The organism is Mesoterricola silvestris, from assembly GCF_030295405.1.
In the GTDB taxonomy this organism is placed as follows: domain Bacteria; phylum Acidobacteriota; class Holophagae; order Holophagales; family Holophagaceae; genus Mesoterricola; species Mesoterricola silvestris.
On sequence record NZ_AP027080.1, the window covers coordinates 2047316 to 2062098 of the forward strand.

The following is a 14783-nucleotide window of genomic DNA, read 5'->3' on the forward strand; positions in this document are numbered from 1 at the left end:
TGCCCAACTGGAGCGCGAGCCTTGGTAGAATCACCTGCGAAGGAGGAATCATGGCTTACATGGGCCTGATGGCAGGACAGGGTGTCAACCTTTGGGAAGTGGTGCTCCACGCCGGCACCGTGGCCCGGGTCGTGCTGCTGATCCTGGGGGCCTTCTCCATCACCAGCTGGGTCATCATCGTGCAGAAGGCGATCCTGCTCAGCCGCAGCAAGGGCGTCACCGACAGCTTCCGGGCCGTGTTCCGCAAGACCACCAATTGGGGCGAGCTCAAGGGCCGCGCCGGCGAATTCACCATGAGCCCCCTGGTGGGGCTTTTCACCGCGGGCTTTTCCGAAGTGAACTACCAGCTGCGCCCCGCGCCGGGCCCCGCCGGCCAGAAACCCCAGATCAAGAGCATGGAGGCCGTGGAGCGCTGCCTCCAGCGGGCCTCGGTGGTGGAGATGGGCCGAATGGAGAACTACCTGGGCATCCTGGCCACCATCGCGGCCGTGAGCCCCTTCGTGGGCCTGTTCGGGACGGTGTGGGGCATCATCGACGCCTTCCACGGCATCGGCACGGCGGGCAACGCCAGCCTCGCCACGGTGGCCCCCGGCATCTCCGAGGCCCTGGTGGCCACGGCCCTGGGCCTGGTGGCCGCCATCCCCGCCCTGATGGCCTACAACTTCTTCCAGGGCCAGCTCAAGCACTGGCAGACGGAGCTGGACGACTTCTCCCTGGAATTCATCGGCGTCTCCGAACGCAACTTCACCTGATGACCTGCGGCCCGCGCACCCCCGTCTTCTGGCAGCGCCAGCCCGGGCTGCCCCGGCCGGTCCTTGGTTTCCTGCGCTCCCGCCTGGAGGCGGCCCTGGCCGACCCCGCGGACCGGGCGCTCCTGGCCTGGCCCACGGTCCTGGGCGCGCCCCGGGTGCGGGAGGAATTCCCCGGGGGCCTCCCCGAGGCCGAGCTGCTGGCCCGGGCCGCCGCCATGCTGCCCCAGGAGGATCCGGAGCGGGCCTGGCGGGACGTCCTGGCCCGCTTCCCGGACACCGCCGACCGCGGTCCGGGGGGCTGGGTCCCCCACCGCATCTGGGATCCCCTCTCCTCCCTGGTGAGCCTGCGCAGCGGCGTGACCCTCCTGGCCCTCCTGGGCCTGCCCGGAGGCGACCGGTATCCGCTGGCCGCGGGGGTGTCCCTGTTCAACGCGGCGCTCTTCCACGAGTGCCACGACGCCCTGGAGCCCCTGTGGCTGGAGGCCGAGGGGCCCCTGCGCGGCGGCCTCCAGGGCCTCATCCTCATGGCCGCCGGCCACCACCACCTGCAGGTGCAGAACGCCCCGGGCATGGCCGGCCTCCTGGAGGACGCGGTGGAGGCCCTGGGCGGCGGGGACGCGCTGGCTACCCCCTGGGGCACCGTTTCGTACGGGGCCGCCCTGGACCTGGTGCGGGAGCGGCTGGCGGCCCTGGACGACGAATTCGGCGAGCGGGCCGAGGAACCCCCCTGGGAACGGTTGTGGGCCCTCGACCGGCCGGAATGGGAGCTGACGTGATCACCTGCGACGTACTGGTTCTGGGCGGCGGCATCGCCGGGTGTTCGGCGGCGCTGCGGGCCGCGGAACTGGGCGCCGACGTGGTGGTGGTGGCCAAGGATTCCCTGGGGGAGTCCAACACGGCCTACGCCCAGGGCGGCATCATCGGCATGCCGCCCCCGGACGCCCACGATTCCGCCGAGCTGCTCGCCTCGGACGTGGAGGCCGCCGGCGCCGGGCTCTGCAAGCCCGAGGCCGTGGCCCTGCTGGCCGAGCAGGGACCCATCCTCTGCCGGGAATTCCTCTGGAAGCAGGTGGGGGTGGACTTCGACCACACCGGCGCCCTGGAGCCCGAGCCCACCGCCGAGGCCGCCCACAGCGCGAGGCGCATCTGGCACGTGAAGGACGCCACGGGCCGCGCCATCCAGACCGCCCTCACCGCCAAGGTGCGCGCCCATCCCCGGATCCGCATCTTCGAGAGCCACTCCCTGGTGGACCTGCTCACGGTGCCCCACCACAGCCGCGACCCCCGGCGGGTCTACGACCCCATCCAGGTGTGGGGCGCCTACGGCCTGGCCCCGGACGGCCAGGTGCGCATGTGCCTGGCCCGGCGCACCATCCTGGCCACGGGCGGCCTGGGCTACCTCTACCTCCACACCAGCAACCCCGCCTCCGCCACCGGGGACGGCCTGGCCGCGGCGTACCGGGCCTCGGCCCGCATCGTGAACTGCGAGTACGTGCAGTTCCACCCCACCACCCTCTACGTCCCCGGACGGCCCCGGACCCTGCTCACCGAGGCCCTGCGCGGCGAGGGCGCCCACCTGGTCAACGGCGCGGGGGAGCGCTTCATGTCGAAGTACGCGCCCGAAGGGCTGGAGCTGGCCCCCCGGGACGTGGTGAGCCGGGCCATCTTCCAGGAGATGGCCGCCACGGGCGAGCCCTGCATGTACCTGGACCTGGAGCCCCTCAAGGCCCGCCTGGACCTGGAGGCGCGGTTCCCCACGGTGCTGGCCACCTGCCGCAAGGCGGGCCTGGAGCCCCTGGCCCAGCCCATCCCCGTGGTGCCCGCCGCCCACTACTTCTGCGGCGGCGTGGCGGTGGACCTGGACGGCAGGGCCAGCCTCCCGGGGCTCTTCGCCGTGGGCGAGGTGTCCTGCACCGGGGTGCACGGGGCCAACCGCCTCGCCTCCTCCTCCCTCCTGGAGGGCCTGGTGTGGGGCTACCGCGCCGGCGAGGCCTGCGCCACGGAAAGCCGCGACACCGCGCTGCCGGACCCGGATTCCCTGGAGGCCTGGAAGCCCGTGCCCCCGGGCCCCGAGCCCGACCCGCTCCTGATCGAGCAGGACTGGACCAGCATCCGCACCACCCTCTGGAACTACGCGGGCATCGTGCGCACCCGGGACCGGCTCCTGCGGGGCAGGGGCGACATGGGCTACCTCTACCACCGCATCGAGGCCTTCTACCGCGCGGCGCCCCTGTCCCGGAGCCTGCTGGAGCTGCGCAACGGCATCCTCTGCGCGCGGCTCATCTTCAAGGCGGCGCTGCAGAACCCCGAATCCCGGGGCTGCCACTACCGTCTGGACTGAACCGGGTTTCCTTGGTTTACTGGAGGATCAACCCTGGGGTCCTCGGGTGGACCCCCTTAGCGCACGAGGGCGCCGTGGCCGACTCGACCAGGAAACGCTATACCGTTTTTCTTCCCCGCACCGATTTCCCCATGAAGGCGGATCTCCCCCAGCGGGAACCCAAGCGGCTCGAGAAGTGGAAGGCCGAAGGCCTCTACGCCCGGGTCGAGGCCCGCAGGAGGGCCGACAACGCCGCCGGCAGGGGCAAGGGCCGCAGGATCCTCCACGACGGCCCCCCCTACGCCAACGGCGCCATCCACATCGGCCACGCCCTCAACAAGATCCTCAAGGACATGGTGGTCAAGTCCCTGTGGCTGGACGGGTACGAATCCCCGTACATCCCCGGCTGGGACTGCCACGGCCTTCCCATCGAGCACGCCGTGGAGCGCGACCTGGGCCCCAAGCGCCGGGAGATGAGCCGCGCCGATTTCCTGGCCCGGTGCCGGGTCTACGCCCAGAAGTGGATCGATTCCCAGCGCACCGGCTTCCAGCGCCTGGGCGTCCTGGGCGTCTGGGAGGATCCCTACGTCACCATGCAGCCCCGCTACGAGGCCGACGTGGTGCGGCTCCTGGCCAGGCTCTTCGAGTGCGGGGCCGTCACCCGCAAGCTCAAGGTGGTGCACTGGAGCTACGGCGCCCGCACCGCCCTGGCCGAGGCCGAGGTGGAGTACGCCGACAAGACCAGTCCCGCGATCACCGTGGCCTTCCCGGTGCCCGACGCCGAGGCCCGGCGCATGAACCTGCCCACGCCCCTGGACCTGCCCATCTGGACCACCACCCCCTGGACCCTGCCCAGCAACCTCGCCATCGCCATGCACCCGGAAATGGAGTACGCCGTGGTGCAGGCCGGGGAGCGCCACTACCTGGTGGCCGTGGCCCTCCAGGAGGACTTCCAGCGCCGCCTGGGCCTGCCCTTCCACGTGAAGGAGATCCGCAAGGGCAAGGCCTTCCAGAGCCTCAAGGCCCGCCACGCCTGGCTGGACCGCGAAAGCCCGGTGCTGCTCGCCGACTACGTCACCGCCGACACCGGCACGGGCCTGGTGCACACGGCCCCCGACCACGGCGTGGACGACTTCAACCTCGCCCACCACCTGGGCCTCCTGCAGCTGGTGGGTCCCGACGGGCGCTTCACGGCCGAGGTGAACGACCCCGAGCTGGAAGGCAAGAACATCTTCGACACCAATGCCCTGGTGGTGGAGCGCCTGCGCAGCTCCGGCGCCCTCCTCCACGACGAGATGCTCACCCACAGCTACCCCCACTGCTGGCGCACCAAGACGCCCATCTTCTTCCGGGCGACGGAACAGTGGTTCATCACCATGGACGACGAGCTCACCGGCAAGGGCAAGACGCTCCGCGAGCTGGGCCTGGAGGGCGTGGACAGCACCCGCTGGGTCCCCGCCCAGGGCCGCAACCGCATCCACGCCATGATCGCGGGACGCCCGGACTGGTGCATCTCCCGCCAGCGCGCCTGGGGCACGCCCCTGACCGTGCTGCGCTGCACCGAGTGCGGCGAGCCCCTGGCCACCGCCGACATCTTCGCCAAGGCCGCCGCGGCCATCGAGGCCGGCGGCGTGGAGGCCTGGGCCGACCTGCCCCTGGAGCAGCTCAAGCCCGCGGGCGCCGTGTGCGCCAAGTGCGGCGCCGACGCCTTCGCCAAGGAGACCGACATCCTGGACGTGTGGATCGACTCCGGCGTCAGCGCCGCCGTCGTGTGCGACACCCATCCCGAGCTGAGCCGCGAGGACTACGGCAAGTTCATCTACCTGGAGGGCTCGGACCAGCACCGGGGCTGGTTCCACTCCTCGCTGCTCTTCAACCTCGCGGCCACGGGCGACAAGCCCTACGACACCGTCGTCACCCACGGCTTCGTGCTCGACGGCAAGGGCCAGAAGATGAGCAAGAGCCTGGGCAACACCGTGACCCCCGAGGAGATCATGAAGACCCTGGGGGCCGACATCCTCCGGTGGTGGACGGCCTCCGTGGACTACAACGAGGACGTGCGCATCTCCAAGGAGATCCTGGAGCGCTCCGCCGACGCCTACCGGAAGATCCGCAACACCCTGCGCTTCCTCCTGGGCGCCCTGGCGGATTTCGATCCCGCCGTCGACGCGGTGCCCGAAAAGGACTTCTCGCCCCTGGACGCCTGGGTGTGGGGGGCCTTCGGCGACATGGCCGACCAGGTCACCGACGCCTTCCGGCACTACCGTTTCATGGACGCCGCCCAGGCCCTGCACGCCTTCTGCCAGTTGGAACTCTCCGGCCAGTACTTCGAGATCATCAAGGACCGCCTGTACTGCGACGCCCCCGGCTCCGCCCGGCGCAGGAGCTGCCGCACCCTGTGCTGGAAGCTCGCCCAGGGCCTCTCGGCCCTCCTGGCGCCCATCCTCACCTTCACAGCCGACGAGGTGTGGGAGAACATCCCCGGCACCACGGATTCGGTCTTCGAGCAGCGCTTCCCCCAGGGCACGCCCCACCCGGCGTCGGCCGACTGGAACCGCTTCTGGGAGATCCGCCAGGCCGTGCACGCCGCCATGGAGCCCCACCGGGCCGCCAAGACCATCGGCACCAGCCTGGACGCCCAGGTCACCCTGCGGCTTCCCGACGCCGACCTGGCCCTCCTGGGGCGCCTGGGCGAGGATCCCCAGGACCTCCTGGTCATCGGCGGCCTCGAGCTGCAGTCCGCCCCCGACCTCGAGGTGGCCGTCGCCGCCCACGCCGGCGTCAAGTGCCCCCGCTGCTGGAACCACAAGGGCGGTGCAGGGCAGGGCGAGGACGCCGACCTGTGTCCCCGGTGCTGGGACGTGGTGCGGACCCAGGCATGAACCGCCGCCTGCCCTGGCTCCTCCTCCCCGCGGCCGCCCTGGCCGCGGACATCGCCTCCAAGGCCTGGATCCTGGGCCTGCTCGCGCAGCGGGGCACCCAGGTGGTCATCCCGGGCTTCTTCAGCCTGACCCTGGGCTACAACCCCGGCGCCATCTTCGGCACCCTGGGCGGGGCCCCGCCCCGGGTGCGCACGGCCATCTTCGTCGTCGCCGGCATCGCCGCCGTCCTGTACTTCGGCTGGGAGTTCCTGCGGGAATCCACCCCCACCCTCCAGCGCGTGGCCCTGGGCCTCGTCCTGGGCGGGGCCCTGGGCAACGGCCTGGACCGCTTCCGCCACGGCGCCGTGGTGGACTTCCTGGATTTCGAATTCTGGGGCTGGCACTACTGGACCTTCAACCTCGCCGACAGCTTCATCGTCTGCGGGGGCGTGCTCCTGGGCATCACCCTGCTCCGGGCCGCCCTGCGGGCGAAGGCCGGGAATCCGCAGGAATAGGCCGCTTCCTGGGGCGAAGGGATCCGCGGACGCGTTCCGCCTGAACGGCGTATCCAGGCGGGTTCCGGGAAGGGGCTCGAACGCCCAGGCGCAGCGTGCTCGGCGTAATGGTTTATTACTCGCCCTTACCGGAACCCCACACCCGGTTGCGGGGCGCCACCGCTATTCCCGTCCGTCTACACCGTCCACCCGGGAACCGCCTTTTCCCGCACCCCCTTTGGCGCTGAAGCCTCCCCCTGGCCCATGATTCCGAAGGCCCCGGGGGGAAAATAAAATTAGTTTTATGGCTATTAAAGTTTCGTATTCCAAGGCCGATAGGGTTTATTACCTCAATCGTGAATAAGACGAGGTGATATTGAGCCTTTTTCTCAACTATGGGAACCCAGCCATGGCAGGCGGAGTGCGGGCCGGCATGGCACGTGAAGCTTCTTAACCCATCCTCATGAGGTGGTCCATGCGATTCACCATCCGCAAGAAGCTGGCGGCTGTGGCGGCAACGGCCCTGGCCGGCATCCTGGTCCTGGCCGTGCTCAACCGGTACCAGACGGAGCGCGTGTACGACGCCGCCAGCTTCGGCAGCGCCACCACGGTGCCCAAACTGGTGGAGATCAACTCGGCCCAGGTGGCCATGGAGAGCATCCGCAGGACGCTCTGGCAGCACATCGCCCAGGTGGAGCCGGGCACCCTGGCCCGCCTGGAGGGGCGGATCGCCGAGGATGAGGGCCGGGTGGCGAAGGGGCTGGACGCCTTCGAGCGGAACGGGGTCAGCGGCGACCAGGAACGCCGGCTGCTGGAAGCGGAACGGGCCTCCGTGCTCGCCTACCGCACCCTGGCGGACCGGGCCCTGGCCCTTTCCAGGGCCGGCAAGAAGGCCGAGGCGAGGGATCTCCTCGCCGCGAACCAGACGGTCATCGACAAGCCGGCCATGGACTTCACGGCCCACAGCCAGTACAACTCGGATCTGGGCAAGAAGAACGCCGCCGACGCCGAGGCCATCAAGTCCAGCGCCGCGCTGCTCTCCCTGCTCATCACCCTGGCCACCCTGGTGCTCACCGGGGTCGTGGCGTACGTCATCGGCCTGGCCATCGTGAGGGCCCTGAGCTCCTGCGCGCACGTGGCCGACGAAGTGGCCAAGGGCGACCTTTCCGTGGAGATCCCCACCGTCACCGAGGACGAGACCGGCGAGGTCCTGGCGGCCCTGCGGCGGATGGTGGGCAACATGCGGGCCCTGGTGGAGGATTCGGTGCTGTTGAGCGAGGCCGCCGCGGCCGAACGGTTCGATCTGAGGGCCGACGGCTCGCGCCACGCGGGGGACTACCGGAAGATCGTGGACGGCTTCAACGGCACCCTGGACGTGGTGGTGGACAAGCTGGCCTGGTACCAGGCCATCGTGGACGCGGTGCCGTTCCCCATCCACGTCATCGACACGGATATGAAGTGGGTGTTCCTGAACAAGGCCTTCGAGAAGCTGATGATGGACCAGCACTACATCCGCGACCGCCAGGACGCCATCGGCAAGCCCTGCGCCACGGCCAACGCGAACATCTGCAACACCGAGAAGTGCGGCATCATGCAGCTGAAGCGGGGCAAGGGGGAGAGCTTCTTCGACTGGTGCGGCATGAGCTGCAAGCAGGACACCTCCAACCTGATCAACGTCAAGGGCAAGCACGTGGGGTACGTGGAGGTGGTGCAGGACCTCTCGGCGACCCTGCAGGTGGGCGACTACACCACGAAGGAAGTGGACCGCCTGGCCACCAACCTGGCCAAGCTGGCCTCCGGCGATCTGAACCTGGATCTCAGGACCCAGGACGCCGGCCAGCACACGGGGGTCGTCAAGCAGCAGTTCGAGCGCATCAACGCCAGCATGCTGCAGCTGAAGGGGGCCATCGACGCGCTGGTGGCCGATACCCAGATGCTGAGCGAGGCGGCCATCGCCGAGCGGTTCGACACCCGGGCCGACCTTTCCCGCCACGCCGGCGGCTACCGGCACGTGGTGGAGGGGATCAACGGCACCCTGGACGTGGTGGTGGACAAGCTCGCCTGGTACCAGGCGATCATCGACGCCGTGCCCTTCCCCATCCATGTCATCGATTCCGACATGAAGTGGGTGTTCCTGAACAAGGCCTTCGAGAGCCTGATGATGGGCCAGCACTACATCCGGGACCGCCAGGACGCCATCGGCAAGCCCTGCGCCACGGCCAACGCCAACATCTGCAACACCGAGAAGTGCGGCATCATGCAGCTGAAGCGGGGCAAGGGGGAGAGCTTCTTCGACTGGTGCGGCATGAGCTGCAAGCAGGACACCTCCAACCTGATCAATATCAAGGGCAAGCACGTGGGCTACGTGGAGGTGGTGCAGGACCTGTCGGCCACCCTGAACGTCCGCGACTACACCGCCAAGGAAGTGGACCGGCTGGCCGCGAACCTGGCCCAGCTGGCCAAGGGGGACCTGAACATGGAGCTCAGGACCCAGGACGCCAACCAGCACACGGGCCTGGTCAAGGAGCAGTTCGAGCGCATCAACGACAGCATGGGCCAGCTCAAGGGGGCCATCGGCTCGCTGGTCACGGATACGACCATGCTCTCCACGGCGGCCATCGACGGCAAGCTGGAGGTCCGCGCGGACGCCAACCGGCACCAGGGCGATTTCCGGAAGATCGTGCAGGGGGTGGACGACACCCTGGACGCGGTCATCGGGCCCCTCAACATGGCCGCGAACCTCTTCGACCGCATTTCCAAGGGCGAGATCCCGCCCAAGGTCACCGAGACCTACAACGGCGATTTCAATACCATCAAGAACAACCTCAACCAGTGCATCGACGGCCTCCAGGGCCTGGTGGAATCCAACCAGGTGCTGCAGCAGCTCGCCACCAACGACTTCACGGTGCGGGTGCGCGGGAAGTACCTGGGCATCTTCGACGAGGTGGCCCAGGCCCTCAACGAGACCATCGAGAACCAGGCCCGGGTCCTCACCAAGGTCCAGGAGAGCGCCTTCGCGGTGGCCCAGTCCTCGGGCGAAATCGCCTCGGGCAACCAGGAGCTTTCGTCCCGCACCGAAGAGCAGGCCTCCAGCCTGGAGGAAACGGCCAGCAGCCTCGAACAGTTCACCTCCGTGGTGAACCAGACCGCCGAGAACGCCCGCACCGCCAGCGGCGCCGCCGCCCAGGCCCGCACGGTGGCCGATGAAGGCAGCAAGGCGGTGGAGCAGCTGGTGGGGTCCATGGACGCCATCAACGCCGCCTCCAGCAAGATCAATGAAATCATCAGCGTCGTGGACGAGATCGCCTTCCAGACCAACCTCCTGGCCCTCAATGCCGCCGTGGAGGCGGCCCGGGCCGGGGAGCAGGGGCGGGGCTTCGCGGTGGTGGCCACGGAAGTGCGCAACCTGGCCAAGCGCAGCGCCGACGCCGCCAAGGAGATCAAGAGCCTCATCAAGGACTCGGTCACCAAGGCCCAGGATGGCCAGAAGGTGGCCACCCGCACCGGCCAGATCATCCTGGACGTGGTGTCCAATGTCCAGAAGGTGAGCGGGATCATGGCCGAGATCGCCAACGCCACCCACGAACAGACCATGGGCATCGGGGAGATCAACAAGGCCGTGACCCAGATGGACGAGACCACCCAGCACAACGCCGCCCTGGTGGAGGAGGCCGCGGCCTCCGCCGAAAGCCTGGACCAGCAGGCCCAGAACCTGCGGCAGATGGTGTCCCAGTACAACCTCGGCGCCCAGGCCCGCCTGGGCACCGCCGCCCCCGCCCCGACCCGCGCCCCGGCCGGGAAGCTCCACGGGGAGTTCCACGGGGGGGCGGTCCCCCTCCGGAAGCGCCCCGCCAAGGGGGAGATCGCCGCGCCCAAGGCGCCCCAGGTCCCGCCCAAGGGGGCCGACGACGAATGGGAAAGCTTCTAGGGCCCGGGAAGGAGCACCGCCATGTCCAGCGCCCAGACAACCACCTACCAGCAGGTCCTGTGCTTCGCCCTCGCGGGGGAGAGCTACGGCATCCCGATCCTGAAGGTGCGGGAGATCCAGGGCCAGGCCCCCATCACCCGCATTCCCAGGGCGCCTGACTACATGCCGGGCGTCATCAACCTGCGCGGGGCCATCGTCCCCATCGTTGAACTGCGCAAGCGCTTCAACCTCGGCGCGATCCAGGACGGCATGCGCCCGGTCATCGTCATCGTCGAAGTGATGTCCCGCACCCTGGGCATGCGCGTGGACGCCGTGTCGGACGTGCTCGATCTGGACGAGGACCAGATCAAGCCCGCGCCGGACTGGGGCGCGGAGGGCACCGTGGGGAAGGAGTACATCGCCGGGCTGGCCACCGTCCCCAACGCCGAGGGGGGGGATTCCATGCTGATCCTCCTGGACCTGGACCAGTTGCTCAGCCTGGGTGATATCAAGGAACTGGAACAGGCCGGAGGTTGAACCGATGACGCGAAAGCAGCGCGAGGAGCCGGGCCCCCCGGAGGCGGTCGCCCCCGGTCCGGGCGTCGATCTGGATATCTTCGGCATCCAGCCCTTCCTCAAGGACGCCCGGGACTGGGTGGCCGGGACGGTGGGGCCGGTCCTGCGCCTGGATCTTTCCCAGGTGGGCGACCTGGACCTGAGCGGCCTCCAGGTCCTCCTGGCCATGGACCTGGCCCTCCGGGCCAAGGGCTCGGCCCTGGTGCTCCTGGGCGTCCGGGACGAGTGGGCCGCCCGCATGGAGCGGCTGGGCCTGGGCCAGCTGCTGGAAGGCGGCCGGAAGGTGGGCCCATGAGGATCCGGTTCCCCTTCCTGAATGGGCCGGCCGGCGATCCCGTCGAGGCGACGGCGGTCCTGGCCCAGCCCGACGCGGCGGTGGTGGCGATGCTCCTGGCCGTGGCCCGGCAGGAGGCCGATGCCCTGGCCGCCAATGTGGCCTACGGCCGGGAGGAGGTCCTGCGGGTCCAGAGCCTGGTGAGCGACGCCGCCGACACCCTGGGCCGGGCCCTGCGGAGCCTCGATCTCAAGGTCCAGGAGCAGTACGTGCGGGTCCTGGCCATCCAGGAGGCTTCCTTCCTGGACATGCAGGGGGAGGCGCCGGGCGCCGGTAAGGCGCCGTCGGGCATCCTCGGGACGCTGGATTCCCTCATGAGCAACATCCTGGCCATCGCGGAATCCATCCGCGAGGTGACGGCGGGGGTGGGGGAGGTGCAGACCCTCTCCTCGCGCATGGAGCAGAACCTGGGCGAGCTGGTGGAGATCGCCGCCCGCACCAGCCTCCTCTCCCTGAACGCCAACATCGAGGCGGCCCACGCCCGGAACTTCGGCGCGGGGTTCGCGATCGTGGCGGGGGAGGTGTCCAAGCTCGCGGCCCGGAGCACCGGCCTGAGCGACGGCATCCAGATCCTCATCCAGGAGACCAACAGGGCCCTGGAACGCACCGGCGGCCAGATCGGGGGCATCGCCAACCGGGACCTGCGCATGGCCATGGATTCCAAGAACCGCGCGGAGGAGGCCGCCAAGGCCATCGAGGAAAGCAACGCCCGGGTGCGGGACCTGGTGGGCGAATTGAAGGTGGCCGCCCAGGAGATCGAGACCCAGGTGGGGCACGTGGTGCGGGGCATGCAGTTCGACGACCTGACCCGGCAGACCCTGGACCAGGTGCGCCAGGTCTTCACCAGCCTGGAGGCCAGGGCCGGGGCCTGGCGGCGCTGCGTGGAAGAGCTGGAGGCCCCGGACGCGGACCCCGCCGCCATCCTGGGGCGGCTTTCCGGGGCGCTGGGAGAACTGGACGAGACCTCCACCCGCCACCGCGCGGTGTCGAGCCGGGATCTCGTCGTGGGCGAAGTGGACCTCTTCTAAGGAATCGCAATGGCCAAGACCATTCTCACCGTCGATGACTCCGTCACCATGCGGCAGATGATCACCTTCACGCTGGCCAAGGCCGGCTACGACATCCTCGAGGCCGGCGACGGCGTCGAGGCCCTGGCGGTGGCCGCCGGCAAGAAGCTGGACCTGGTGATCACCGACGTGAACATGCCGAACATGGACGGCATCACCCTCGTGCAGCGCCTGCGGGCCCAGGCGGGCTTCCGCTACACCCCCATCCTCGTGCTCACCACCGAATCCGGCCAGGACTTCAAGGTGCGGGGCAAGGAGGCCGGGGCCACCGGCTGGATCGTCAAGCCCTTCAGTCCCGAGAAACTCCTGGAAATCGTGGAAAAAGTCATCTGAGGTGAGGGCATGGCCGACGCGATGGATGCCTTCAAGGAGAGCTTCCTGGAGGAGAGCACGGAGCTGGTGGACGGCATGGAGGCCGTCCTCCTGAAACTGGACTTCGCGAACCCCGAGGTGGAGGACCTCCATACCCTGTTCCGGGCCGCGCACTCCATCAAGGGCAACGCCGCCACCTTCGGGTTCCCCGCCATCGCCGCCTTCACCCACCAGCTGGAGAGCACCCTGGAGCCGGTGCGCCAGGGCCGCCTGGCCATGACCCCGGAACTGCAGGAGATCCTCCTGGGCGCCGTGGACGTGCTGCGCGCGCACCTGGGGCAGGCCCGGTCGGGGTCCGCCCTGCAGCCCCGGGACCTGGCCAACGAGGCCACCACCCTCCAGGAACTGGCCCGGCTCGCCCAGGGCACCGCCGCGCCCGCGGCCCGTCCCGCGCCCGCGCCCCCTCCGCCCTCCCTGGGCGCCTACCAGATCCGTTTCCAGGCCCCCCTGGACCTGTTCCGCAGGGGCATCAATCTGGAGCGCATCTTCCGCGACCTGGAGAAGCTGGGCACCGCGCGCTTCTGGCTCGACCCCGCGACCCTTCCGCCCCTGGACGGCCTGGAGCCCGAGGACTGCCACCTCCTGTGGAACATCCACCTGGAGACCGGCGCCCCCCTGGCGGATGTGGAGGAGGTCTTCGAATTCGTCAACGACGGAGCCAACCTCGCCATCAAGCCCCTCGATGAGAAGGCGGACCGGGTGCCCCTCCTGGGGGAGATCCTGGTGGGCAGCGGCGAGGTGAGCCCCCACCAGGTCCAGGACGCCCTGTCGCGCCAGGCCAACATCGGGGACCTGCTGGTGGAGATGGGCGCCGCGCGCCCCGAGGCCGTGGCCAAGGCGGTGGAGCAGCAGCAGAAGAAGCGCACCCAGGTGGAGGCGTCCACCCTGCGGGTGGCCACGGACAAGATCGACAAGCTGGTGAACCTGGTGGGGGAGATCGTCATCACCCAGACCATGCTCGCCCAGAGCGCCCAGGAAATGGCCACCGCCCACGGCATCGCCCGGTTCAACGAGGCCCTGGTGGCCCTGGAACGGCTGACCCGGGAGCTCCAGGAGCGCGTCATGGGCGTGCGCATGGTGCCGGTGGAGATGATCTTCTCCCGGTTCCCGCGCATGGTGCGGGAGCTGGCCAAGCAGCTGGAGAAGGACGTGAACCTGGTCATGGAGGGCCAGGCCACGGAACTGGACAAGACCTTCATCGAGATGCTGGTGGACCCCATCACGCACCTCGTGCGCAACGGCCTGGACCACGGCCTGGAGCCCGTGGAGCAGCGCATCGCCGCCGGCAAGCCCGCCCAGGCCACCCTTTCGCTCAAGGCCAGCAGCCGCGGCGGCAACATCTTCATCGAGATCCAGGACGACGGCCGGGGCCTGGACCGGCAGCGCATCCTGGCCAAGGCCCAGGAGAAGGGCATGGTGGCCGCCGATGCCCGCATGAGCGACGAGGAGGTCTACGCCCTCCTCTTCGAACCGGGCTTTTCCACCGCGGCCGCGGTTTCGGATCTCTCGGGCCGGGGGGTGGGGCTGGACGTGGTGCGCCAGAACATCCGCGCCCTGGGGGGCCGCGTGGAGGTGGAGAGCCGCCTGGGCGCGGGATCCACCTTCCGCCTGGTCCTGCCGCTCACCATGGCGGTCCTGGACGGCCTGACGGTGCGCATCGGCACCGAGACCTACGTCTTCCCCCTGTCCCTGGTCCTGGAGAGCTTCAAGCCCAGGCCCGGATCCATCCAGTCGATCCAGGGCGACCGGCACGTCATCAACCTGCGCGGCTCCTTCATGCCCGTGCTGCCCCTGGAGGCCGTGCTCAGCCTGGGGGACCGGGACGGCGGGAGGGAAGGGGACGATCTGCTGGTGGTGGTGGAGAGCGACGGGCGCCGGGCCGCGGTGAGGGTGGACGAGGTCCTGGGCCAGCAGCAGGTGGTCATCAAGAGCCTCGACACGCACTACCGGAAGGTCCAGGGCATCTCCGGGGCCACGATCCTCGGGGACGGGAGGGTGGCGCTCATCCTGGACGTGGCCGAGCTGATCCACCTGGAGTCCTCTCCCCTCCCCGCCCCGGTCTGACCATGGGTTCCCCCGGGGTCCCCCCGAACGGCCCGA

At 69.5% G+C, this 14783-nt stretch carries 11 protein-coding genes; all 11 read left to right on the forward strand.

The features are described from left to right. Positions 1 to 50: 50 nt before the first annotated feature. The 11 genes from R2J76_RS08865 (at position 51) to R2J76_RS08915 (ending at position 14747) form a co-directional block, all read left to right on the forward strand. The gene (locus R2J76_RS08865; protein ID WP_316415487.1) at positions 51 to 752 is read left to right on the forward strand and encodes a MotA/TolQ/ExbB proton channel family protein; all 702 of its coding nucleotides are present in this window, start codon (positions 51 to 53) and stop codon (positions 750 to 752) included. Further along, positions 752 to 1528 (forward strand): DUF309 domain-containing protein, encoded by a 777-nt coding sequence (locus R2J76_RS08870; RefSeq protein ID WP_316415488.1) that lies wholly within the window; start codon positions 752 to 754, stop codon positions 1526 to 1528. The genes R2J76_RS08865 and R2J76_RS08870 overlap by 1 nt, the downstream gene beginning before the upstream one ends. Further along, complete coding sequence (nadB, locus tag R2J76_RS08875; RefSeq protein WP_316415489.1) at positions 1525 to 3093, forward strand: L-aspartate oxidase; 1569 nt, start codon at positions 1525 to 1527, stop codon at positions 3091 to 3093. The genes R2J76_RS08870 and nadB overlap by 4 nt, the downstream gene beginning before the upstream one ends. Positions 3094 to 3224: 131 nt before the next feature. Next, positions 3225 to 5954 carry an isoleucine--tRNA ligase gene (gene ileS, locus R2J76_RS08880; protein ID WP_316415490.1) on the forward strand — a complete coding sequence of 910 codons (2730 nt, stop codon included), beginning with the start codon at positions 3225 to 3227 and terminating at the stop codon, positions 5952 to 5954. Continuing rightward, a complete protein-coding gene (gene lspA / locus R2J76_RS08885; RefSeq protein ID WP_316415491.1) occupies positions 5951 to 6448 on the forward strand; it encodes a signal peptidase II in 498 nt (165 codons plus the stop codon). The genes ileS and lspA overlap by 4 nt, the downstream gene beginning before the upstream one ends. A 454-nt stretch (positions 6449 to 6902) precedes the next feature. Beyond that, positions 6903 to 10355 carry a methyl-accepting chemotaxis protein gene (locus tag R2J76_RS08890; RefSeq protein WP_316415492.1) on the forward strand — a complete coding sequence of 1151 codons (3453 nt, stop codon included), beginning with the start codon at positions 6903 to 6905 and terminating at the stop codon, positions 10353 to 10355. A 21-nt stretch (positions 10356 to 10376) separates the two neighbouring features. After that, positions 10377 to 10871, forward strand: a complete 495-nt coding sequence (locus R2J76_RS08895) for a chemotaxis protein CheW (RefSeq protein WP_316415493.1) — start codon at positions 10377 to 10379, stop codon at positions 10869 to 10871. 4 nt (positions 10872 to 10875) lie between these two features. Beyond that, on the forward strand, positions 10876 to 11205 hold the full coding sequence (locus R2J76_RS08900) for an STAS domain-containing protein (protein ID WP_316415494.1): 330 nt from the start codon (positions 10876 to 10878) through the stop codon (positions 11203 to 11205). Beyond that, a complete protein-coding gene (locus R2J76_RS08905) occupies positions 11202 to 12272 on the forward strand; it encodes a methyl-accepting chemotaxis protein (protein ID WP_316415495.1) in 1071 nt (356 codons plus the stop codon). Before R2J76_RS08900 ends, R2J76_RS08905 begins: the two co-directional genes overlap by 4 nt. Before the next feature lie 9 nt (positions 12273 to 12281). Continuing rightward, on the forward strand, positions 12282 to 12644 hold the full coding sequence (locus R2J76_RS08910) for a response regulator (protein ID WP_316415496.1): 363 nt from the start codon (positions 12282 to 12284) through the stop codon (positions 12642 to 12644). Between the two features lie 9 nt (positions 12645 to 12653). After that, positions 12654 to 14747 (forward strand): chemotaxis protein CheA, encoded by a 2094-nt coding sequence (locus tag R2J76_RS08915; protein ID WP_316415497.1) that lies wholly within the window; start codon positions 12654 to 12656, stop codon positions 14745 to 14747. Positions 14748 to 14783: the final 36 nt, after the last annotated feature.